The sequence below is a fragment of the Nocardia sp. NPDC101769 genome, from assembly GCF_044766925.1.
Taxonomy (GTDB): Bacteria; Actinomycetota; Actinomycetes; order Mycobacteriales; family Mycobacteriaceae; genus Nocardia.
The window spans coordinates 275,399-297,517 of the sequence record NZ_JBIWMX010000005.1; the positions used below are offsets into that span (position 1 = coordinate 275,399).

The 22,119-nt window shown below is 67.0% G+C and carries 23 protein-coding genes; 12 read left to right on the top strand and 11 right to left on the bottom strand.

Going from position 1 to position 22,119, the window contains the following annotated elements; all coding sequences use genetic code 11:
- Positions 1–156: 156 nt before the first annotated feature.
- From ACIRRA_RS12100 to ACIRRA_RS12110, 3 genes are all read left to right on the top strand, one after another.
- Complete coding sequence (locus ACIRRA_RS12100; protein WP_402766526.1) at positions 157–576, top strand: copper resistance protein CopC; 420 nt, start codon at positions 157–159, stop codon at positions 574–576.
- Positions 577–639: 63 nt separating this feature from the next.
- Complete coding sequence (locus tag ACIRRA_RS12105; RefSeq protein WP_402766528.1) at positions 640–1,344, top strand: hypothetical protein; 705 nt, start codon at positions 640–642, stop codon at positions 1,342–1,344.
- 77 nt (positions 1,345–1,421) lie between these two features.
- On the top strand, positions 1,422–2,054 hold the full coding sequence (locus ACIRRA_RS12110) for a YcnI family protein (protein ID WP_402766530.1): 633 nt from the start codon (positions 1,422–1,424) through the stop codon (positions 2,052–2,054).
- A gap of 325 nt (positions 2,055–2,379) precedes the next feature.
- Here the strand turns inward: ACIRRA_RS12110 and ACIRRA_RS12115 are convergent, their stop codons facing one another.
- On the bottom strand, positions 2,380–2,793 hold the full coding sequence (locus ACIRRA_RS12115) for a hypothetical protein (RefSeq protein WP_402766532.1): 414 nt from the start codon (positions 2,791–2,793) through the stop codon (positions 2,380–2,382).
- A 610-nt stretch (positions 2,794–3,403) separates the two neighbouring features.
- On the opposite strand from ACIRRA_RS12115, the gene ACIRRA_RS12120 reads away from it, so the two are divergent.
- From ACIRRA_RS12120 to ACIRRA_RS12130, 3 genes are all read left to right on the top strand, one after another.
- On the top strand, positions 3,404–4,126 hold the full coding sequence (locus ACIRRA_RS12120) for an SDR family oxidoreductase (protein WP_402766534.1): 723 nt from the start codon (positions 3,404–3,406) through the stop codon (positions 4,124–4,126).
- A 206-nt stretch (positions 4,127–4,332) separates the two neighbouring features.
- A complete protein-coding gene (locus ACIRRA_RS12125; protein WP_402766536.1) occupies positions 4,333–4,458 on the top strand; it encodes a hypothetical protein in 126 nt (41 codons plus the stop codon).
- A complete protein-coding gene (locus ACIRRA_RS12130) occupies positions 4,455–5,273 on the top strand; it encodes a class I SAM-dependent methyltransferase (RefSeq protein ID WP_402766538.1) in 819 nt (272 codons plus the stop codon). Before ACIRRA_RS12125 ends, ACIRRA_RS12130 begins: the two co-directional genes overlap by 4 nt.
- A 16-nt stretch (positions 5,274–5,289) precedes the next feature.
- Here ACIRRA_RS12130 and ACIRRA_RS12135 read toward each other — a convergent pair whose 3' ends face one another.
- Positions 5,290–8,025, bottom strand: a complete 2,736-nt coding sequence (locus ACIRRA_RS12135) for a helix-turn-helix transcriptional regulator (RefSeq protein ID WP_402766540.1) — start codon at positions 8,023–8,025, stop codon at positions 5,290–5,292.
- Between the two features lie 121 nt (positions 8,026–8,146).
- Between ACIRRA_RS12135 and ACIRRA_RS12140 the strand changes: the two genes are divergently transcribed.
- The gene (locus tag ACIRRA_RS12140; RefSeq protein WP_402766542.1) at positions 8,147–9,391 is read left to right on the top strand and encodes a M24 family metallopeptidase; all 1,245 of its coding nucleotides are present in this window, start codon (positions 8,147–8,149) and stop codon (positions 9,389–9,391) included.
- On the opposite strand, the gene ACIRRA_RS12145 is transcribed toward ACIRRA_RS12140, so the two are convergent.
- Together ACIRRA_RS12145 and ACIRRA_RS12150 are read right to left on the bottom strand one after the other, a co-directional pair.
- Positions 9,360–9,680, bottom strand: a complete 321-nt coding sequence (locus ACIRRA_RS12145) for a GAF domain-containing protein (protein ID WP_402766544.1) — start codon at positions 9,678–9,680, stop codon at positions 9,360–9,362. The two genes, ACIRRA_RS12140 and ACIRRA_RS12145, sit on opposite strands and share 32 nt — an antisense overlap.
- Positions 9,681–9,688: 8 nt before the next feature.
- A complete protein-coding gene (locus ACIRRA_RS12150; protein WP_402766546.1) occupies positions 9,689–11,104 on the bottom strand; it encodes a cytochrome P450 in 1,416 nt (471 codons plus the stop codon).
- On the opposite strand from ACIRRA_RS12150, the gene ACIRRA_RS12155 reads away from it, so the two are divergent.
- The 3 genes from ACIRRA_RS12155 (at position 11,103) to ACIRRA_RS12165 (ending at position 13,016) form a co-directional block, all read left to right on the top strand.
- Entirely contained in the window at positions 11,103–11,426 is a 324-nt protein-coding gene (locus ACIRRA_RS12155) for a hypothetical protein (protein ID WP_402766548.1), read from the top strand. The genes ACIRRA_RS12150 and ACIRRA_RS12155 overlap by 2 nt on opposite strands.
- Positions 11,427–11,468: 42 nt before the next feature.
- A complete protein-coding gene (locus tag ACIRRA_RS12160; protein ID WP_402766550.1) occupies positions 11,469–12,383 on the top strand; it encodes an NAD-dependent epimerase/dehydratase family protein in 915 nt (304 codons plus the stop codon).
- Between the two features lie 219 nt (positions 12,384–12,602).
- On the top strand, positions 12,603–13,016 hold the full coding sequence (locus ACIRRA_RS12165; protein ID WP_402766552.1) for a secondary thiamine-phosphate synthase enzyme YjbQ: 414 nt from the start codon (positions 12,603–12,605) through the stop codon (positions 13,014–13,016).
- 88 nt (positions 13,017–13,104) lie between these two features.
- Here ACIRRA_RS12165 and ACIRRA_RS12170 read toward each other — a convergent pair whose 3' ends face one another.
- Positions 13,105–13,620 carry a hypothetical protein gene (locus tag ACIRRA_RS12170; RefSeq protein WP_402766553.1) on the bottom strand — a complete coding sequence of 172 codons (516 nt, stop codon included), beginning with the start codon at positions 13,618–13,620 and terminating at the stop codon, positions 13,105–13,107.
- 59 nt (positions 13,621–13,679) lie between these two features.
- On the bottom strand, positions 13,680–14,567 hold the full coding sequence (locus tag ACIRRA_RS12175; protein ID WP_402766555.1) for an ATP-grasp domain-containing protein: 888 nt from the start codon (positions 14,565–14,567) through the stop codon (positions 13,680–13,682).
- On the opposite strand from ACIRRA_RS12175, the gene ACIRRA_RS12180 reads away from it, so the two are divergent.
- Positions 14,499–15,098, top strand: a complete 600-nt coding sequence (locus ACIRRA_RS12180; RefSeq protein WP_402766605.1) for a hypothetical protein — start codon at positions 14,499–14,501, stop codon at positions 15,096–15,098. The two genes, ACIRRA_RS12175 and ACIRRA_RS12180, sit on opposite strands and share 69 nt — an antisense overlap.
- Positions 15,099–15,437: 339 nt before the next feature.
- Here ACIRRA_RS12180 and ACIRRA_RS12185 read toward each other — a convergent pair whose 3' ends face one another.
- The 5 genes from ACIRRA_RS12185 to ACIRRA_RS12205 all read right to left on the bottom strand — a co-directional run bounded on the left by ACIRRA_RS12185 (position 15,438) and on the right by ACIRRA_RS12205 (position 21,067).
- Positions 15,438–16,091, bottom strand: coding sequence for a cytochrome b/b6 domain-containing protein (locus tag ACIRRA_RS12185; protein ID WP_402766557.1), 654 nt, complete (start codon positions 16,089–16,091; stop codon positions 15,438–15,440).
- Complete coding sequence (locus ACIRRA_RS12190; RefSeq protein ID WP_402766559.1) at positions 16,078–16,785, bottom strand: molybdopterin-dependent oxidoreductase; 708 nt, start codon at positions 16,783–16,785, stop codon at positions 16,078–16,080. Before ACIRRA_RS12190 ends, ACIRRA_RS12185 begins: the two co-directional genes overlap by 14 nt.
- Positions 16,786–16,866: 81 nt before the next feature.
- Positions 16,867–18,492 carry a tannase/feruloyl esterase family alpha/beta hydrolase gene (locus ACIRRA_RS12195; protein ID WP_402766561.1) on the bottom strand — a complete coding sequence of 542 codons (1,626 nt, stop codon included), beginning with the start codon at positions 18,490–18,492 and terminating at the stop codon, positions 16,867–16,869.
- Between the two features lie 91 nt (positions 18,493–18,583).
- Positions 18,584–19,498, bottom strand: a complete 915-nt coding sequence (locus ACIRRA_RS12200) for an alpha/beta hydrolase (protein WP_402766562.1) — start codon at positions 19,496–19,498, stop codon at positions 18,584–18,586.
- Positions 19,499–19,552: 54 nt separating this feature from the next.
- Positions 19,553–21,067 (bottom strand): GMC family oxidoreductase, encoded by a 1,515-nt coding sequence (locus tag ACIRRA_RS12205; protein WP_402766564.1) that lies wholly within the window; start codon positions 21,065–21,067, stop codon positions 19,553–19,555.
- A 187-nt stretch (positions 21,068–21,254) separates the two neighbouring features.
- Between ACIRRA_RS12205 and ACIRRA_RS12210 the strand changes: the two genes are divergently transcribed.
- Positions 21,255–22,106: an alpha/beta fold hydrolase gene (locus tag ACIRRA_RS12210; protein WP_402766566.1), complete on the top strand. Its 852-nt coding sequence runs from the start codon at positions 21,255–21,257 to the stop codon at positions 22,104–22,106.
- The last annotated feature ends 13 nt before the right edge of the window (positions 22,107–22,119 follow it).

The window sequence follows — 22,119 nt, forward strand, 5'->3', positions numbered from 1 at the left end:
GAAATTATCCCGCGGCCGTATGTAATCGACCTCTGTGCACTGATATCGAAATCGCGCGGTGTCGATCGTTTATCGACCATTGGCAATTCGTGCTGCGCGAATGACGGATTCATGCTGCCGTCGATCGTTCCGGTCGGCGTGTGGAAGGGAAATGCTTTGTCGAGCAACAAATTCACGTGGCTGCCCCGGCTGCGGTCCGCGTTCACGGTGCTGGCCGCCGCACTGATCGGCGCGACGGTGCTGGGCACCGGAGTGGCCGACGCGCACTCGCATATCACGCACGCCGAGCCTGCCGACGGCGCGGTGCTGCAAGCGGGCCCGCCGCAGGTGAGCGTCACCTTCAACGAGAAGGTGGAAGATCCGGAATTGGCGGTGAGCGGTCCGGACGGCAACACCTATTCCGTCGGCGACGTGCACGTCGACGGTCGCACGCTCAGCGTCGATCTGGCCCCGCTGGGCCCGGCCGGGCTGTACACCACCCACTTCACCGTGACCTCCAAGGACGGACACCGCATCGAGGGGCAGCGCACGTTCACGCTGGCCCAGCCCGGTGACGGCACCGCACCGCAGCAGTAGTTCCCCTCCTCCCCACAGCTTTTCGTCTCGCGGACCGGAGTTCGCGAGGAAGGACATCCCCTGATGAAGACCCTGAACAAGTTCACCGCCACCGCCGCGCTCGCCGTCGCCGCGCTCGCCATCACCACCGGCACCGCCGCCGCCGACGCCCCCGCGACCCAGGAACGACCGGGCAGCACCGTCAGCACCGACATCGTTCCCGGCATCCACTACACCGCCAATGTGGTGGATCACTCCGTCGTGCTGCGTACCGACGCCGGCCGGATCAATGTGCGCGGCAGCCAGTTCGAGGTGCTCGACGCCGACGGCAAGCTGGCCTTCGGCATGCCGCTGACCTACCAGCTGGACAAGAAGGACTGGCCGATCGCTGCGCAGGTCGACGCGGACGGCCGGACCATCACCCTCACGCCGAGTGCCGACCCCGCGCAGGCCACCCCCGCCGCCGAGGTCGCCCTGAAGCCGATCTTCTCCCAGGACGACTTCAACGACGCCCTCGGCGTGGCGGGCACTCAGATCGGCCTGGCCACCGCGATCGGTGGCATGCTCGGCGCGGCCATCGGGCTTGTCGGCGGCTGCATCGCCGGTGCGGTCGTCGGCACCGAGCTGATGCCGCCGGCGTTCCTGGTCGGCGCGCCCGGCGGCTGCATCGCGGGCGCGGGTGTCGGCGCGGGCCTCGGCACCGCCATCGGCACCATCGCCATCGGCGCACCGGTGACCGTGGTCAGCCTGATTCAGATGTACAACACCCTCACCAACAGCCAGAATTGATCCGCGTCCCGGGTGTCCCGCGTCGCCGGGACACCCGGGCACGGCGAATTCGGCTACCTCCGAACGGACTTCCTGCCATGGCCCTCTCCTCCGCTTCCCGGACCGCCATCACGGCCGCGATCAGCGCCGCCGCCCTCCTCACCAGTGCGGGCGTCGCCTCCGCGCACGTCACCGTGTCCGCCCCCGACGCCACCCAGTCCGGCGACGCGGTCCTCACCTTCCGCGTCCCCAACGAGTCCGGCACCAATAGCCCGACCACCGCACTGACCGTTCAGTTCCCGTCCCTGCTGTCGGTCGACGCCCAGCCGATTCCGGGGTGGAAGTCGGTCATCACCAAGGACGCCGCCGGCAAGGTCACCGCCGTCACCTGGACCGCCGATCCCGGCGCGGGCATCGCACCCGGCCAGTTCCAGCAGTTCCAGGTGCTCGCAGACGATCTGCCCGACCAGGACCACCTCACGTTCCCGGCCACCCAGACCTATTCGGACGGCGAGGTCGTGAAGTGGGATCAGGCCGATAACCCGGACGGCACCGAACCCGAACGCCCGGTCCCCACACTGGATCTCGCGCCGAAGGGCTCCGATCACAAGTCGGCCGCGGCGGCCACCGCCGACCACGACACCACTGCTCGCTGGCTCGGCGGCATCGGAATCGCCCTGGCCATAGGAGCACTCGGCGGCGCCGCGTTCGCGGCCCGTCGCCGCGCTTGAGAATCCGCTCGCGAGGTACCAGATCGTGCCCGTGTCCGACACCGGACACGGGCACGACCTCAGACGACGGTGAAGTTCCCGGCCGAGGTCAACGCCTGTTGCACCTCATCCGCAGGCAGGGCGCGGTCGGCATCGATGGTGACCGCCGAGGCTATGAATCCGCCGGTCTGCTACTCGGGCAGCAATCGGCGGACGAACCCAGCGCCGACCAGGCGTGAATACGCTGCCCGAACCTCATCCGGTACGTCCTGCTCGATCGCCCAGTCCTTCGCGGGGTAGGCCCGGATGCGCCTGGCGGTGCGGGGCGGGCGTTGACCCGGCTTCGTCAGCCGAGGTGATCGAAGCGTCGCTTCGTGGTCGTGACGGGCGAATTCAGGGTCAGGTCGAGGACGGTGATTGTCACGTCGGTGATGGATCCGGATTGGAATTTGGCCGACTCGCCGAACAGCTGAACGGGATTCACCGTGACGGTCGCCTGCTGGGGCTGGCCGATGCAGTTGACCGGGGCGAGGGAGCTGCCGTTGACTCCCGAGCCGAGGTAGGGCGTGGCGCGGACCGTTACCGACAGTTCCGCGCCGAGGCCGGCGCTGCACTGGTAGGAAACACTGATCACGGCATTGCCATTGGTTTCTCGGGCGGTGTCGACGGTGAGCGTAGCGGTCGCGCCCGCGGTGCCGGTGGTGAGCACGGTGGTGACGGCGAGCGCGCCGAGTGCGGTGACGAGGGAACGTGCGTGCACGGTGTTTCCTTGCTGTCCGGACGGCTACCACACGAAGCACCGACGACGCGGCAACCAGCCGGTCCATCGACCCGCATGCCGATTTCAATACGGTTGGCCTGCACTAATTTTCGGACTCCAGCGGTGCCTCGGAAGTGAGGATAGCGGATAGCAAACCAACCGTGACGAACTTTTGAGACTTTCCCCCGAAATAACTGGTCGCCCGACCGGGACCTCGGCCCGGCCGATCGGCCACGCCGGCGCACCCGACTTCACGAATCGGCGATCACGTCGTCCGGGGCCCGGCGGAGTCACCCCGGCCCCGAAGGTATTTCGACTGCTGGTCGGCCCGGGCGGTATTTGGTGGTGGCCACGACAGAGTGGACTGATACCGCTGGTGTGAGTGCAGCGGTGATCAGCCCGGCGGTGGCATTTGTCGGCGCCGTCACGGTATGAGCGGGGCTGTTTCGTCCGTTGCCGGAGGGAGGGTCATCGATCGGATCGGTGATCCGCGGGTGTTACGGTGCGGCAGAACGTAGTTCGATCTGGATTCGTCGTTGATCCCAGCGATCGACGGGTGTCGTGCGAGTGGGCGTGATCGGAGGAGCGGGTGCTTGCCGGCAAGGTTTGTGTGGTCAACGGTGCCGCCAGCGTGATCGGTCAGGCTGTCGCCGAGAGGTTTGCCCGTGAAGGCGCGGTGGTTGTCGGCGTCGACAAGGTCGAGCATTCGGTCGGCGACAGGTCGATGCGGGCTGACCTTGCCGATGAGCCGCAGGTTCAGGCGATGTACGAGGAGGTCGTACGTGAGCGCGGCCGACTCGACGTCATCTACAACAACATGGGACTGATGGATGCCGGCGACCATTCGGCGCTGGACACCAGCCTGGAGACCTGGCGGCGAGTCCAGGATGCCAATCTGACCAGCATCTTTCTGTCCTGCAAACACGGCATCCCACACCTACGGGACACCGAGCCGGTCGGCGGTTCGGTCATCAACGCCGCATCGTTCCTGTCCGCGCTGGGGTCGGCGACCGCCCCGATGGCCTACACGGCCGCCAAGGCCGCCGTCGTCCAGCTGACCAGGGATCTCGGTGTTCATCTCGCGCGCAGCGGCATCCGCGTGAACGCCGTGCTGTTCGGCCCGATCGAGACGCCCGCACAGCGAGCGGTCTTCGACCGCAACCCGGGCGCCCTGGACAAACGTCTGGTGCACTGGCCGATGGGCCGATTCGGCACCCTCGATGAGGCGGCCGGCGCGATTGCATTTCTGGCAAGCGAGGATTCCGGCTTCCTCACTGCCGCCGCACTCCCGCTGGACGGCGGCATCACCGAGGCCTTCACCGTGCCCGAATAGCAATCGGCCCACGAGTCGTGGGTGTTCCTGGTGAGGACTGCGAAAGCCCCGGCGAGCCAGGGCTTTCGACAGCGTGGTGCTACTTCCGGGCCGACAGGCTGCTCAACCGAGTATCCGGACTGGCTACCAGTCGTTCGACGGATTCCGGCGACGTGATCTTTTCCTAACGTCGGGCGGGTACTGCGTTCTCGACGAAAGGCAATGACATGACCGACCAGGTTATACCGGACCGGGAGCTCACCGAGCGGCCCGAGGGATATCAGGGACCGAACCTGTCGCCGGTCGGGCTCGAACATCGCCCGCATCGGTTCGCGGACGGGATCTTCGCATGACCATGCAACGCACCCGTTTGACTCTGAATCAGCTCGAGGAAACCCTGCTGATCACACTGTGGGCCAAGGCCCTCGACAGCAAGCTGCGCGTCCCAATGCTCGGCGACACCCGCTCCGCGGAGATCGCGGATCGGATCGACTATGACTTCGACACCTTGAAGATCAAGGCCGCCTTGACCTACGAAACTGCGCTGCGCAGTAAGAAATTGGACGATGCCGTGCGGTCGTTCACCGCCGCGCATCCCGACGCGGTGGTGCTCGACCTGGGCTGTGGGCTGGATCCCCGAATGGTCCGGTGTCGGCCGACCGCCGGAATCGATTGGTATGATGTCGATTTCCCCGAGGTCGTCGCGCTGCGCCCGCAATTCCTGCCGGAGCCCTCCCATCTCGTGGGCGCGGACGTCACCACCACGGACTGGCTCGCGGGAATACCGGGCGATCGGCCGGCCATGATCGTCGCCGAGGGGCTGATCCCCTTTTTGCCCGGCAGCTCGTTCCAAGTCCTGACCCATGCTCTCACAACGCATTTCGGCACCGGCGAGATAGCCCTCAACGGCTATACCCGTTTCGCGGCGTGGGCGATGAAATACCACCCCACCATCAAGGCGCTCGGCATCACCGCCGCGGCGGGTTTCGACGACCCCCGTGAACCGGAATCCTGGGGCGCCGGGCTGACCCTCATCGACGAGGACTTCCTCACTCGCGCACCCGAAGTAGCCGATTGGCCGCAACCCCTGCGGGGACTCACCCGGACCATGTCCCGCAGCACCGCCCTGTCCCGTCAGGGCGCGCGCATCCTGCGCTACCGGTTCTGACTCGAACCGGCTCCCGCTACAGACGGTGGACCAGTGCGGGTAGTTCGGCCCGCACTGCGACGCCGAGTTTCGGATAAGCCTTGTAGAGGTGGTAGCCGACCGTGCGGGGGCTGAGGAACAGCTGCGCGCCGATCTCGCGATTCGACAGTCCGCGCGCGGCCAGGCGGACCACCTGAAGTTCTTGTGGTGTGAGCAGATCCAGTATCGAGGCGGTGGCCGGTTGCCGGCCGGTGTCGCCGGTCGCGCGCAGCTCGGCCCGGGCTCGGCCGGCCCAGACGCTCGCGCCGATTCGATCGAAAGTCTCCAGTGCCGCACGCAGACTCGTGCGCGCCTCGGTCTTGTGCCGGGCGCGCCGGAGCCATTCCCCGTACAGCAGTTGGGTGCGGGCCCTTTCGAAGGGCCGGCCGCCTTTCTCGTGTAGCCGCACCGCCGCAGCGTAGTGTGCTCCGGCCTCGTCGTCAGAGCTCGTCTGTGCCAGGCAGCGTGCGTAAACGCCTTGAATCCACGGTGATCGACTGGCGTCCGCCCAGCGGCGGAAGCGTTCGAGAGCTTCGCCGATGCGTGCGGGCTGCCCGGTGCGCATCGCGGCCTCGATGCGCAGCGGTGTGAAGAAGACGGCCATGTAGTGGCTGCCCATCGGGCCGCGGGAGGCGGATTCGATGCGGTCCAGTACCCGGTCGTAGCGACCTGCGCCCAGGTCGAGCAGCCCGAGCGCGGTGGTGGCCAGTAGCGCGGTGGCGAGTTCGCCGCGGTCGAGGGCGGCGGCGAGGGTGGGTTCGGCGAGTTCCCGGCAGCGCTGCTCGTCGCCGGTCTGTGCCGCACCCCAGGCGAGAATGCTACGCAGGCCGTCCATTTGGTGGTGTTGTCCGATGGAGTCGGCCAATGTCAGCGCCTCCTCGGCGTGGACCGTGGCGTCGCGGAGGCGGCCGGTGGCGTATTCGGCGGAGGCGAGGTAGTGCAGGCGCATCGGCAGCAGCCGGAGTGCGGACTGCTCGCGGGCATCGGTGACGAGGGTCGTGAGCAGGTCGCGTGCCTCGTCGTCGAGGCCGGTCATGAGGCCCATCGCGGCGGCGTTCATGCGCTCGTCCGGGCTGAGGCCCGCCGGGTGGGAGTGTGCGTGCATCGCGCAGGCGTGCAGCCGGGGTAGCGCGGCTTCGTCGTCGCCACCCAGCATGCGGGCCATGCCGATCATTCCCTCGCTGATCGGTGTCCGGCCGGTGCGCTGTTGCAGCAGGGTCGCGGCCTGTTCGGTGAGTTCGGCATCGCCGACCAGCACGCCATTGCGCATAGCGTCGACGAGCATCATGCTCACGAGGTCGGCCGGAGCCCGCCCGGCGGCGTCGATCAGGATGCGGGCGGCCTGGTGCCGGGAACCGAATTCCGATTCCACGATGGCGCGCAGGTAATCCAGGCGTGGCGCGTCCGTTTGGTGGACGGGTCCGCGGTAGGCGCGGCGGACGAGTGCGGCGGTCCGTTGCAGATCGCCGCCGGTCGCCGCTGAGTGGGCGGCGCAGGTCAGGCGGCGCGCCGCGGTGTGCGGTTCGACGGTCAGTTCGGCCGCGCGTTCCATGGCCGCGGCGGCGAGCGCGTGGTCGGCCCGTTCGGCGGCCCGCAGTGCCGTGGTCTCGAGTGCCGTGGCGATCTCGTCGTCAGGGCCGGTCGAGGCAGCGGCGCGGTGCCACGCCGCTCGGTCGGCAGCCTCGGGGGAGTGGCTCGCGGTCAGTGCCTCGGCGAGCGCACGGTGCGCGTCGAGCCGGCGGTGCATAGGTGCGGCGCCCAGTACGGCCGCGCGGGCCAGCGGATGTCGGAAGGTTATCCGATTGCCTTGGCGCACAAGCAGTCCAGAGTCCTCGATGGCTGCCAGTTCGATGGGTCCCGCGTGGTGGGCGGCCGCGGCGGCCAAGACGATTTCGAGCCGGCCGGTCTCCTCGACGGCGGCGATCAGCAGCAGGCTGGTGGCCGCGTCGTCCAGTCGTGCGGCCCGCTCGCCGAACGCAGTCTGCACCCGGGTGGAGAGGGGCAGTGTGGCCAGGTCGTAGGGGCCGGCCGGTGCGTGGCCGGTGCGTTGTTCGGTGCTGAGCGCGGAGGGCAGTTCGACCAGGGCCAATGGGTTGCCCTCGGTTTCGGCCAGGAGTCGGGCGCGCACCTGTGTGGCGAGTTCGGGATACCGCTCGTCCAGCAGCGCGGCCGAGGAGGTGGGATCGAGTCCGGTCAGCTCGCGAGTGGTGAGCGCGGTGAGTCCGGCCGGTTCCCGGGCTTCGCCGCGCACCGCGAACAGCAGCAGAACGCCTTCGTGGTGCAGGCGCCGGGCCGCGAAAGTCAGTGCCTCGGTGGAGGATCGGTCGAGCCACTGGGCGTCGTCGACGAGGCACAGCACCGGTCCGTCTTCGGCCAGTTCAGCCAGCATGGACAGCACGGCGAGGCCGACCAGGAAGCGATCGCCGGGTGCGGCCGGGGCCAGCCCGAAGGCGCTCCGCAGTGCCGCGGCCTGCGGTGCGGGCAGGGCGTCGAGCCGGTTCAGCACCGGATGCAGCAGTAGATGCAGGCCGGCGAAGGGGAGTTCGGCTTCCAATTCGATGCCTGCCACGCGAATCACGCGCAGTCCCTGGGCTTTCGCCGCGGTGTAGTCGAGCAGTGCGGTTTTGCCGATGCCGGCGGGCCCGCTCAGCACGTGCGCCCCGCTGCGGCCGGTACGCGCGTCCGCCAGGAGTTGATCGATCAGCGCCAGCTCTTCGGCACGCCCGTATAGCACTCGACGGACCCTACCTAAGCAAACTGGTCGGTACCAGACAGGTCGATCGACTGAATCCTCCGGTCCCATAACGCACATAGCGTTCCTGCCAGGTCGAATCACACCTGGAGAAGGAACCCGTATGTATCCGAATTACTCACTGAGCGAACGTGATCGGCGTTGGGCGTTGGCCCGTGAGCTGATGGATGAGCAGGGCGTTGATGCTCTGGTGGTCTATGGCGAACACGAGAACGGTGGTCCGGCCCCGTTCGCCCCGGATGTCTACTTCACCAATGAGCGTCCCGGCGCGATCGTGGTCTTCCCCCGTGACGCCGATCCGATCTCGCTGGTGTGGTCGCCGATGCATGTCGCCGACCACATCGAGGCCCGTCGCCGCGGCGAGGCGTGCTGGACCGAACCGCGGAACATGCGGGTGGCCAAGCATGCTCAGGGTGTCGTGGACGTGTTGAAGGAGCACGGGCTGGAGCGGTCGGCGGTCGGGGTGATCGGCTTGGAGCCGTATCCGCCGTTCCATTTCAACCCGATCATGCCGTACGGGCTGTGGACGGCGGTCCTGCAGCAGTTGCCGCAGGTGAATTTCAAGCCGGTGTGGTTTCCGTTCCTGCTGCGTACGCTGACCCCGTCCGCGGAAGAGCTTGCGGTGCTGCGGCGTTCGGCCGAGATCGGGGAGGCGATGGCGGCGGCGATGCTGGATGTCGCCGCGCCGGGCGTGAGCGAGGCCGAGGTGTACGCGGCCGGCATGTCGGCGTCGTTCCGGATGGGCACGGTCGCGCCGGGCATGCTCATCCAGTCCGGTCCCGGGTTCGCCTGCTGGGGACCGCCGGTCTGGTCCTACCGCCCGCAGGCGCCACGGACCATCGAGGACGGCGATGTGATCCTGGCGGAGGTGTTCTGCCAGTACGGTATGCGCGAATCTCAGCATCAGGTGGCCATTGCCGTGGGTGAGGTGCATCCGGATATCGAGGTGGCGGCGAAGGTGGCGCGCGCTTCCTACGAGGCCGGGTTGGCCGTGCTGCGGCCGGGCAATACCTTCGGTCAGGTGGTCGAGGCGATGAAGGCCCCCCTCGATGCGGCGGGCGGCTGGAATGTGCATCCGCTGGTGCATGGGATGAATCCCTATGGCACCGTGTGTGGTTTCGGCCACGGGATGCGCGAGCTGCCGGAGGCCGCCGAGTACGGGCTGCTGGCCGAGGTGCCGACCATCGGCAGCGATCTGCCGCTGGCAGAGGGCATGGTGTTCGCTTTCGAACCCAACTGTGTCATCGGGGGCAGGCTCGCGAACATCGGCGGCACCGTCGTGGTCGGGGCAGATGGTGCGGTGGAACTGAATTCGCTCACCACCGGTCTGTTGCGGACACAGCCGTGACACCGAGGCACCCGGTGGTAACCTCCGTGGTGCAGCAGACCCGGCTCTGCGAAATGGATTTGAGTGCAACAGATCTGGCGACATGGCGGATGTGACCTGATCGCCCGGAGACCACCTGATCGAAGACCGAGCCGGAGCGGCGCACCCACTCGGCCAAGTCGGTGACGTCGACGCCCTCGTTGCGTTGCAGCGAGCGCAGCGACACCCAATCGCGGCGCTCGCCGTCCTTGGCGAGGATGGTCATCGGGGTATCCAGCGGGCCGAGGGCCTCGATGAGAAACCATGACATCGGGGGATCTATCTCCTGGCGGTCGCGGTCACCCGGTCACGGGCGGTCAGTTCGAACGGATCGGGGCGTAGGGTGCCGCGTTCGCGCAGTGTCAGCGCGGGCGAGGTCGTGCGCAGGTCGAAGGCGTCGACCAGTCGGCCGAGTACGAGCGTGGCCTCGTGCAGAGCGAACGCGCGCCCGATGCACGAGCGCGGGCCGGTGCCCCACGGCTGGAAGAAGCGGTCGGGGAACGCGCGCAGCGCGGCGGAATCGAAGCGGTCGGGGTCGAAGGTCTCGGCGTCCGGGCCCCATACGTCGGGGTCGCGCTGGGCGGCCAGCGCGAGCACGAATACCGCGCGCCCGGCCGGGATCCGGTAGCCGCCCAGGTTCTGCTCGGTGCGCGCAATCCGGAAATAGCCCGGCGCGGGTGGCCACAACCGCAGGCATTCGTTGAGCAGCTGGCGCGTGAACCGCATCTTGGCCACATCCTCATACCCCAGACCTGTTGCGTGCGCAGGCATTTCGGCGCGGACGCGGTCCTGGTAGCCAGGGTTCTGTGCCAGGTAGTACAGCGTGACTTCCAGCAGCGCAGCGGTGGTTTCGTGCCCTGCGATCAAGAACGTCAGCGTCTGGTCGCGGATATTGTCCGCGGGCAGGCGTTTCCCGCTCTCAGGATCGGTCGCGGTCAGCATCAATCCGAGCAGATCGGTTGCCTCGCTGAGGGTCTGGCGCTGGCGGTCGGCGATCAGGTCGTCGACGTAGCGCTGCAGGGAGGCGATGTCGCGGCGCACGCCTGGCGCACGCAGCGCTGCGCGCACGTCGCCGATGATGGGCAGGTCGTTGGTGGATTCCGAGGCCCACTGCAGGGTGCGGCCCAGTTCCCGCACGAAGCGGTGCGAATCGCTGTCCTTCCCCGAGGCGGCGAAAAGTTGCAGGTCGCGCCCGAATCCGGCGCGCGCGATCACTTCGAGGGTCGCGCGGGTCATCGCCGAATGCACGTCCACGCCGCGCCCACCGGCGGCGGCCCACTCGGCTGTCAGGTCGTCGGCGACCGAGGCCATCGCATCGTGGTAAGTGCGCATCGCGGCCTGGGCGAATCCCGGGGTGAGGATGCGGCGTGCCTGCCCCCAGAGAGGGTCTTTCGAGCTGGCGGTGAACATCCCGTGCGGGGCGACCGGCCGGATCTTCGACAGTGGTCCGAGAAGCACACGCCCCCAAGATGTTTCGTCGTTGCACTGGGCGGCCAATCGGCCCCCGGTCACGATGATCAGCTGCGTGCCGAGCAGCTTGCGCTGGAAGATGGGGCCCAGCCCGGCCTGCGCGAGCTTCAACTCATGCTGCGTCGGGCGATGGCGGTCCACGCTGGCGACATCGCCGAGGATCGGAAGCCGCCCCGGCGGATACGGCAGCGCGTCCAAAGGCAGTGCAGGACTAGAGGATTCCATGCGTGCCACTCAAACATGCCGGCTACCTGATTGCTGCGGGACCCTCACTGAAGGTCGCCGGCTCGGCAAGGTGCGAGCGTGGTGCTTCGGGATCGGTATCAATCCATTGGCGCCTGCGGGCGAGATCCTCACGACAGTCGTTATCGACTCCGATGTCATCGACGCAGCCTTCGGCGGTCTGGTCTCGCAGAATGCCGAAGGCGAGATCTATCCTTTCGACACGGGGATGGTTGGAATCCGGTGGACGCCGGCCAGCGTGCGGCGAGCGCTGAATCACGAGCCTCTGGCCGCCGCTGCAGCGGCCTGCATTGCATTGACCTGAAAGCATCGCGACCTGCTGCTTCCGTGATGACATGATGGCCATGTGCGCGTACTTGTCACCGGAGCGAACGGTTACCTCGGTCGTGCTGTCGTCGAAGCCCTTCACTCTGCCGGGCACGAGCCCATCGCGATGGTTCGCGCTCATGGGCCGGCGATTCCAGGCGCAGCCGATGTTCGGGTGGCTGACTTGCTCGACGGCAAGGCGGTCCGCGACGCGGCAAACGGCGTGGACGCAATCTGTCACCTTGCCGGGTTGACGCGAGCTCGCGAATCGGCCGACGACCCATTGCGCTACTTCCGTGTGAATACCACCGGGACGCTCTCGGTACTCGAAGCCATGGTCGAAGCGGGGATCCGCGGGATCGTCTTCGCATCGACCGGTGCCATCTATGGCACGCCGGATGTTCAGCCGATGACGGAGGACATCGGTGATGCGCCGCCTCATCCATATGCCGGCAGCAAGCTTGCGGCCGAGCTGGCCGTCGAGGCCGTCGCGGGTAGCAAGGAACTGGCGGCAGTAATTGTTCGGCTGTCGAATATCGCGGGCGGCGCGGACGGGGATTCGAGTCGGCTGATACCGCGGGCGTTGACTGCTGCATCCGAGCATTCGGCGTTGATCGTCAACGGTGATGGCACCGCCGTCCGTGACTACCTGCACATCATGGATGCGGCCCGTGCCTTCGTGGCGTGTATCGAGCACCTCCCGCCCGTTGGTACCGCTACCCGCTACAACATCGGCAGTGGACGGGGTACGAGTGTGCTCGACGTGGTTGCCGCGGTGGAACGGGTAACCGGCCGATCTGTTGCGCTCGAGTATCGTTCGGCGGCAGTGGAACCTGCGGTGTTGATCAACGACCCAACCAAGGCGATGGTCGAAATCGGCTGGAAGCCAACGCATTCTGATATCGATGACATCGTTCGCGATGAATCGCGCGCGTCGCTTGTAGAAGAATCCTGAAAATCTGCCGGTGAGTGGGAAAAGGCCCGGTTGTGACGGAACTGGCAGGCTCGAACGATTCGTCCGAACGCTCGATCCCCGCGTTCCCGGCCTTTGCCGAACAGGTCGATGTGGTTGTGAAGTGCGATTTCAGTCGATTCGGGCGGAGAGGGCTACGCCTCCGCCAGAATCGAGGACGCCAATCTCACAGAATGGCACCGCTGGAGGACGATGGTGTCCATGGAGAGCAGGCTGATCGAGGTGGAGACGGGCCGTCGCGAGGTTGTCCACGACCTCACATCGCAGTGTGCAGCTTTTCTGCGTGAGACGGCCACGGGATGTGACGGGCTACTTCACGTATTCGTGCCGCATGCGACCGCAGGCATCGCACTGATCGAACTCGGCGCAGGCAGCGACGATGACTTGCTCGCCGCCCTGCAGGACCTGCTACCGGCCGACGATCGCTGGCGCCACGCGCACGGCTCACGCGGACACGGACGTTCGCATGTCATGCCCGCGCTGGTTGCGCCCTATGCCAGCATTCCGGTCTTGCGCGGCGAAATGGCCCTGGGGACTTGGCAATCGGTCGCCATCGTGGATCTCAATGTCGACAACCCGGTGCGGCACGTGCGGTTGTCCTTCCTGGCCGGTTGAACTTTCGTTCACCGGACCATGCTCGGCGCTATTGCGGATGCTCTGCGGACGAAAGCCCTGGCAAGCCAGGGCTTTCGACAGGGTGTTGCTATTTCTGAGCCGAAAGGCTGCTCAGGAGACCGCCGATCACCGGAATGGACCCTGCGCTACCTGTCCCACCGGTCGACGGTGAACAAGTTGTGCCGGCGGGAGCACTCTGGACGACATTGATGTACCGCACCAGCGAGCCATTGCGATATTCCATGCTCTGGCCGTTGTAGGGGTAGACCCAGACTCCGGTGTTATTGCCCGCCGCAGTCGGGGTCCACTGGAAGGTCACGTCCTTGCCGGCCACATACGTGGCTGCGGTGGAGGGGATCGGGGTGAGGCTTCCGCCGTCCGGCGCCACCACCAATACCAGCTGGTTGTCGGTGCTCGGGAGGTTCGCCATGACCGACGCGGCGTCGGCGGCGGGCAGAGTGACCATGTATGTCGTACCGACGCAGTAGGCCGTCGAGCTGGTGATGGTGCCCTGCGCGGATGCGGTCGCGCCCGTGACGATGGTGGCCACCCCGATCGCTGCAGTGGCAGCGATTCCGACGCTCGAACGAGTAAGGACCGACATGTTCATACTTCCTTCTCCAGTTGTCGAAAATCCCCGTGCATCAAGGGGACTGGCGCAGGCTATAGCAACTGACCGACATCCTTTTCAGAGTGATGTGGCACCCATTGGGGCATGCGAAACGGGCCACGCACACCAGGCGTGAGCCCCTCGAACCTTCCTTTGTGGTCCGCCTCTTCGATGTCCGGAGAACTGGACGCTGACGTGTCAATGTCCACGTCTCGAACGGCCGCGTCGGCACTCGACTTCACACCGCACTGAGCGCGTCCTGACGCGCGAACACGCCCCCGGCCGGCCGGCGGACATCCCAACGCAACTCGGCACCCAACGCAACATACGCACCCAACCGGCCCCCTCGTGCTCCCCCTTTGTGGTCGTCTATCGAATCTCTCACTCTCCCAATCGCAGTCGCTGTGTCCAGATCGGCAACTCAGAGTGGTTCGAGGGACGCACCCGCGGGCGAGCACGTCGAGCACCCGGTGCGGATCGCAGTCGTAGACGCCGGCGCCGTAGGCACTGTTGGCTTCCACGACCGCCCATCCACGCCCCTCGATCGGACCGATGTCGACAACGACCGCCGGTGGTGTCGGCACCTCGGCGAACAACCTTTCGGCACAAGCGTGCACTGCGTCGGCTTCGGCGGAGGTCATGGGCCAGCCACCGTCCTCAGCACGCGCGAGCTCGCCGTGACGAAGGTAGGGCGACATGGTCAACACCGCACCGTCTTTGACAAAGCAGCGGACCTCCACCTCCCACCGGACCGGTTCGGCCACCAACACTGGCGAGCCTCGACCCATCGAACCCCAAACGCGAATTCCTTTACCTGTCACTGCGTTTCGCCTCGGACGACCAAAGTGATCGTGTCGCGGAGGCTGATTCGGATGTCGGATGGCACTGATAGCCTGTCGCAGCCATCTGAAATTGATGGTTTTCAACAACGGGGAGTGCATAGCATGAAAAAGTCGATCCTTGCTCGTTCGAGCGTCGGTATCGCTTCGGTCGCAGCGGTTGGGGCTGCCACTATCGTCATGGCCGCGACTGCATCCGCACAGATGACCATTACGACGTCGCCGGCCTACTGCGTTGGCACCACCTATGCTGTCACCCTGCCTGCGGCAGATGCTGCGGCACTGTGGGCGCAAATGCCTGCCGTCGAGACCGCTCTGAACGAGTGGGCACTGGTGGAAACACCGTCTGCCGGCAGCGGACTGTCGACAACCGTCTCCGCCCCGGTGAAGTACGTCGCCGGCCAGGACGTGACTGTGCAGTGGACGCCACCTGCGGCAGGGCAGTGGCAGCTCATGATGGCCCCATACAGCCAGGGCGGCTACGGCACCCCCTTTGGAGGGCCGTTGGCAGTCACCGTGGTGCAGTCCGCTCCGGCCGGGTCGAGTTGCACCCAGCCCACCGGCGGCGGAACCGGTAGCGCGAGTTCCATTCCGGTGATCGGCGGCCTCCTCAGCAGCCTGTCGGCCCGGTAGTAGCAACTGGCCCTGCAAGTGCCCCGGTTTCCCTGAGCCGCCGGGGCATTCGCGGTCGTCTCAGCGCACTTCTCATGGGTGCGGGAGCGGTTGAGCGACGCGTTCGGCCTTCTTCTCGCGTGCCAGGTCGCCATAGGGATCGGCGGAGTCGGTAGCCGATGTCGTGGATCGGATGCCGTGCCAGCAGGTCGAGTAGACGGCGAATCTCGTTGCAAGCCAAAGTGATCAGGCCATCGGGCGTGAATTGTCTGGCGTGTTCGGTGGCGGTCACGACGGTGAGCGGTGCCGGCGCGAGCAACGACAGCACTACGGCTGGAGTGCTGGTCAACATCTCGCTCGCTACGCTGGGCACGAACCTTTTGGTTCCGGACCATTTTCGTTTCTGGCCAGCCATCGGGGATGCTGCCGGTCCGCCCAGTTCCGGTCGACGTGGCCGGTCCGCATGCCGCGCCGCGCCTCCGGATCCTGAAACGCCTTTCGGATGTGACCGGCCAGGACTGCCGCGATGGACCACGCGAAGACGTCGTGTACGAAGATCGCGCTGGTCCGGGAGATGGCAGGAAGCAGATGGATGAACCACATCAGCAGACCCGTGAACATCATCACCAGCACGGCACCGGCGATCCAGCCCGCGTATAGCTTCTGCCCGGCGTTGAATTTGCCGGCGGGGCGGTCCGCCGGTGCGGTGAGGCCCCGACGGACCGCACTCAGCCAGCGCCGGTCGTACGGTGCGAAGCGGTTCAGCCTGCGGAGGTCGGCGCGGAAGGCGGGTGAGAGCAATCCCAGCAGGACCGGCACGGGCAGTAGGACTCCCGACCACTCGTGGACGGTCGCCACGATGTTTCGTTGACCCACGAGTCGAGCCAAAGGCCCGATATAGAGGAAGGCCGCGGTTGTCGCGCACAGCAGCATCAGTGTTGCGGTGGTGCGGTGGACCATTCGCTCGGCTCTCGTGAACCGCCGCACACCGCCGCGCCGTTCAGTGCTTGTCATCGAGCCATCCGTCCACGTCGTACCCGCGCTCCTCCCAGTAGCCGGGAACGACCTGGCTGGTGACCGATATGCCCGATAGCCATTTGGCGGACTTGTAGAAATACATCGGCGCCACGTAGAGCCTGACCGGGCCGCCGTGCTCGTGCGTGATCGGCGCGTCCTGCATCCGCAGGGCCACCAGCACGTCGGAGCGCCGGGCCTGCTCGAGCGTGAGGCTCTCGGTGTACGCGCCGTCGAAACAGTTGAAGCTCAGGGCTTCACCGCCGGTACCGACCCCGGCGTCGTCCAGCAGGTCGGACAGTTTCACACCGTCGAAGGGCACCTTCTCGACGCGCCAGCCGTCGGTGCATTGCACATCGTGGATGACGCGGGTCTGCGGCAATGCGCGCAGGTCCGCGAGCGTGTACGTGCGCGGCCGGTCCACCAGGCCGCCGATTTTCAGCTCGTAGTCGGTCTCGCCTTTGCGCGGAACCGAGCGGACGACGCTGTAGTAGCGGAACCCGCCCGGGTTCGGGAGCAGTCCGGTGAGGCCGGTCGGATCGCTCTGGGAAGCCTTGGCCAGCAAGCCTTCCCAGCCGGATTGCAGGTACGGCGCCGTGATCAGCCCCGCCGCGCCGACGCCGAGCATGCCCAACAGTGTTCTCCGAGCCACGGGTGCGCCGTCCGGCATGTTCTCACGGTCGTTCTCGGGCATCTTTCGGCTCCTTTCTTCGTCGCCTGGAATGTGGGTCCGGGCCCGACCCCATCGAGGGGGCGGGCCCGGACCGGGGTCGGGTCAGGGAGTGGGTGCGACGCAGCGGAAGCTGGCCGGGGACGCCGGGTCGCCGTCGCCGTTGTAGTGGGAGACGAATGGGAGACGGCAGATGTCGCGCGAGACCGTCTGGCCGGTGGCGGTGGTCAAGTCGGCCCGCAGAACGTCCGGTGCCTGGCCGTGTTCGACCCACGCCGTCAGGGCGGTCAGGTCGTTGCTGCCGGTGAGGGCACAGTGCGCGACGCCCGGGGCCAGGAAGACGCGGTAGAAATCGTCGACCTTGGCGGTGCCACCCAGCTGCGCGTCCACGCGGTTGCGGTAGTCGACGATGCCGGCGGTGGGGATGAGCTGATCGGCGTCACCCTGCCAGGTGATGATCTTGCCGCCCGCGTCGCGGAACGCCGACAGGTTCGGGTCGGCGGTGCCGATGACCGAGTCGAACTCGGAGCGGGCCTGCTGGAAGATCTGATCGAACTGCGCGTAGGTGAGGTTCGCGGTGTCGAAGGCGGGCTGCTTCTCCACGAAGTTGGCGACCCACTGAGCGGGGACGGGGAACGGTGCGCCCACGGTGACACCGTTGGGGCCGGTGGTGCTGGCCGTCAGGTTGCTGAAGTCGGCGCCGATCGGCAGGCCGTACCAGAGCCGCTGGCCGTTGCCGTCGCGCGGGCCGTCCCAGATTTTGCGGACCACCTCGGCATCGGCCTCGCTGATCGTGTACTCCTTGCCGTCGCACGCGACCTTGGTGCCGATCAGGCTGCGCGGGTCGAAGTTGCAGCGGCTCGGGTCACTGATCAGACCGTCGGCAACGCCGTCCTGTGGGTCGCAGGCCTTGACCGCGGCCTGGTTGAACGCATTGAACTCGCACGTGGTCGGGTAGGTGTGCGCCTCCTTCATCACCACCTGCGGCCAGAGTGTGGCGACCTCGAACTGATTCCAGTTGATGGCCGGGGCGTCGGCATTGATGCCGTTGAAGTCGGTCGGGTACTTCTGGGCCTCCATGTAGCCCTGTCGTCCGCCGGTGGAGCAGCCGTTCCAATAGGCGTAGGACGCGGCATGCCCGTAGACGTCGTTGACGACCTGCTTGCCGACGACGGCCAGCTCGTGCACCGAGCGGGAAGCGAAGTTCTCCAGCAGCGCGGTGTTGATCCGGCCGTCCGCGTTCAGCGCCCAACTGCTGTTCAGGCCACTGGTATCCACACCGGCGTCGGTGGTTCCGACCGCGTAGCCCTGCTTGACGGCCGCGGCCACGCCGCCGATGTTCCCGGCGGCGTAAGCAGCGCCACCGACCGCCTGAAAGCGGCCGTTCCAGCCGGACTCCGGCAGCCAAACCTGCACCTTGGCATGGTCATTCGCGCCGGGGTGGGTCAGGGTGACCGTCACTTCGCAGTGCGCGGGGACATCGGGCACGGGGTAGCCGCCCAGCGGCGGGGTCCCGGGGACCTGGAACGTTCCCGCGGGGACTGCGGTCGCGGTCAGGGACTCCACGGTGGCGCCGGCCGGTGCGGGTATCTGAAATGTATTGCAGTTGAACGCATTCGCGTTCGCTGGAGTGGTGGCGGAATCGTCCGACCTGTCCACCAGTGCGTAGATGGCGGCGGCGCCTGCCACCGTGACACCGACGGTTGCGAGTGCGAGTACTCGTCGCTTCAAGATCTCTCCTCAGTTGGAATTGCACCCACTGTGTCCGGCGCGCCACCACCGACACATCAGTCAGATGACGCTCGGCCGACGTAATTCGGGTTCAGACGAGGCTTTCGGTGAAGAAGTCGGTGAGCTGCTCCACGGCCGGACCGACGTACTGTTCCCGGTCGTAGAGGTCGACGTGACTCGCGCCGTCGATCCAGTGAATCCGCTTGGGCCCCACTGCCTTCTGGAAGGCTTCGAGACCCATCCAGGCGGTGATGGCGCGGGTGCCCAGGATCATGAGAAGCGGCCGCTGCCCGATCAGCGGCACCGCCGCGAAGGCGTCGAACGCCGCGAGCTTGTCGATGCTGGTCCAGTCGAATGCCCTCGCGGAGCGGGGGTGCCGACCGCGCGGGGTGCAGTAGTACTCGAAGCCTTCGGCGCCGTACTCGCCGCCGAGCTCACGGGCCTGCTCGATCGTTTCGGGGAACAGGGGCAGGGTGTCCGGCTTTTCTCCGCGGGCCTCGACCGTGCGGGCGTGTGCCGCCGCGTCGAGCATGCCTTGGAAGACCGCGGGATCCTGTGCGCCGTCGGGACCCGAGCGGAACAGTCGAGCCACATCCACGCCGCTGACGGTCGCGGCCGCTCTCACCCGGTGGTCACTGCCGGTGGCTGACAGCACATAGCCGCCGGATGCGCAGATACCGAGCGCGCCAATGCGTTCGGCATCGACCTCGGGCCTAGTCGTCAGATAGGACACCGCGGCCTTGATGTCTTCGACTCGGTGGCCGGGGTCTTCCAGGCCACGGGGCTCGCCGCCGCTCTCGCCCTGGTATGCGGCGTCGAAAGTCAGCGTCACAAAACCCTTTTCGGCAAGTTTCGACGCATAGAGCCCGGCGGTCTGCTCCTTCACGCCGCTGGCGGGGTGACTGACGACGATCGCGGGGAGCGGGTCCGCGGACTGTTCGGGGATGTAGAGATGACCGGCGAGCGTGATACCGGCGCTGTCGAAGGTGATGCCGATCCTGGCCATGAGATTCTCCGTTTCACTGTGATTGCACTGGAAGTGATGTGCTCGTCCGAGCTACTACCGCCGCAGCAGATCCGCGGCGCGTTCGGCGATCGCGTACACCGTCGCGTTGGTGTTGGCCGATGGAATCGCCGGTATGACCGATCCGTCGGCGATCCGCAGGCCCTCCAGCCCATGCACTCGCAGTTCGGAATTCACGACGGAGGACTCGTCCTCACCCATGGCGCAGGTCCCGACCGGGTGGCAGTAGGAGCCGAAATTCCTGCGGGCGTAGTCGCGGAGCACCGCCTCGTCGGTGACGTCGAGTCCGGGCGCGACCTCGGTGGCGCCCCATCCGGCCAGTGCCGCCGAACCTGCGATCTCGCGGGCGGCCTCGATGCCGGCGATCGCTGCCTCGACATCCGCGGCCGCCGTGAAGTATCCGGGGTCGAGCACCGGCGGCGCGGACGGGTCGGCCGAGATGATGCGCAAGGAGCCCCGGCTTACCGGAAGCATCGGCGAGACGCCGATGGTGAAGCCGTTCGGCACCGCCGCAACGGGATTGGGCAGCGGGATATCGATGAAGATGATCTGCACATCCGGCCCCGCCAGGTCCGGGTTGCTGCGCAGGAGGCCGATGATCTCGCCGTGATTCGCCCGTGGCGTGGGTACCAGGCGGCGGGAACTGTGCACCAGGTTGATCCGGGGATGGTCGTGCAGATTGCGGCCCACCCCGGCCAGCGGGTGCACCACCGCCACGTTCGCGTCCCGCAGCACGGACTCCGGTCCGATGCCCGAGCACAGCAGCAGTTGTGCGCTGCCGATGGTTCCGGCCGCCAGCACGACTTCGGAAGTGGCGGTGGCGCGATGGATTTCACCACCCACGCGGTACTCGACCCCGGTGCAGCGCTGACCCTCGAGGAGCAGCCGCTGCGCGAGCGTACCGGTGACGACCCGGAGGTTCGGTCGTCCCAGCGCGGGCCCGAGGTAGGCATCGGCGGCGCTCTGCCTTTGTCCGGCAACGATATTGAGGTCGACCGGAGCGAAGCCGTCCTCGAGTCCGCCGCTGATGTCGGTGGCGCGGGGGAATCCGACCTCGATCGCCCCGGCCAGGCAGGTGCGCAGGATCTCATTGGGCGTGGTGGTCGGGCCGACGGTCAGCGGCCCGGCGGTGCCGCGCCCGGGCGCACCGGTCACGGCGGTCTCGCTGCGCTGGAAATAGGGCAGCAGATCGTCGTAGGTCCAGCCCTTGGCACCGTGGACATTCCAGCTGTCATACGAGGTGTGGTGCCCGCGCGCGAACACCATGGCATTGATGGCCGACGAGCCGCCCAGTCCCTTCCCGCGCGGCAGCGGCACCGGAGTTCCCGAAAACCGCTGTGGCACAGTTCGATCGCCCCATCCGGCCGACGAGTTGGCGAGAGTCGGCCAGGCCGGGGGATACGCGACCGCGTCGGGCAGCGCCGCGGCACCGGCCTCCAGCAGCAGCACCCGGAGGTTCTCGTCCTCGGTGAGCCGGGCTGCGAGCACGCAGCCCGCGGTACCGCCACCGACGATGACGAAGTCATAGGTATCGGAGCAACGCGAAGTCATGGACACCACCCTCGCGACCGGCGATGTAGCCCCGCATCCGTCAGCTGACGGTGATCGCGACGTAGCTCGTCGGGCCGCGCGACGACGTACGTCGATGCCAGCGTCACCTGACGGATGTGCCGCCCGGGCCCGGCGACGACAGTGGAATCGCACCACCCGCATCCACCTGTTAGAAGGATGAAATCCAATGGTCGACAACGGAAATGGCCGCAACAAGCGACGCGCTACCCGGGCTGCCGCCGCACTCGTGGCCGGTGTCGCGGGCCTCAGCCTCGCCGTCGCCTGTTCCTCGAACACCGTCACCCACGCCGGTCCCGGCGAGGACGCGCCGCGACCTACCATTGTGCTGGAGCACGGCGCGTTCGCCGACGGGTCCAGCTGGAACGATGTGATCGCGAAGCTGAGCAAGGACCGGTATCCGGTGGTGGCGGCGGCCAACCCGCTACGTGGTCCGGGCAGTGACGCCGCCGCGTTGCGCAGCGTGATCAGCCACATCGACGGGCCCGTCATTCTGGTCGGGCATTCCTACGGTGGCTCGGTCATCAGCGCCGCGGCGGCAGGAAACGACAAGGTCAAGGGGCTGGTCTACGTGGCCGCGTTCCTGCCCGCGCCCGGCGAGAGTGCGCTCGAACTGACCAACAAGTACCCCGGCTCCACCCTGCCCGGCACCTTGAATCCGGTGCCGTTCACCAATTCCGACGGCAGCGCCGGCACCGATCTCTACATCCAGCAGGACAAGTTCCGTGGCCAGTTCGCGGCCGATGTGCCCGAGGATCGCGCCGCGCTCGCCGCTGCGGCGCAGCGGCCGATCGCCCAGTCCGCGCTCGAGGAGAAGGCCACGGTCGCGGCCTGGAACGAGAAGCCGAGCTGGGACATCGTCACCACCAAGGACCTGAACATCCCGGTCGCGGCGCAGCGCTTCATGGCCGAGCGGGCCCACGCGCAGGTCACCGAGGTCGACGCCTCGCATTCGGTCGCGGTCTCGCATCCGGACGTGGTCGCCAAGGTGATCGAGCAGGCGGCCGCGGCCGCGCACTGAGCCGAAACCCCCA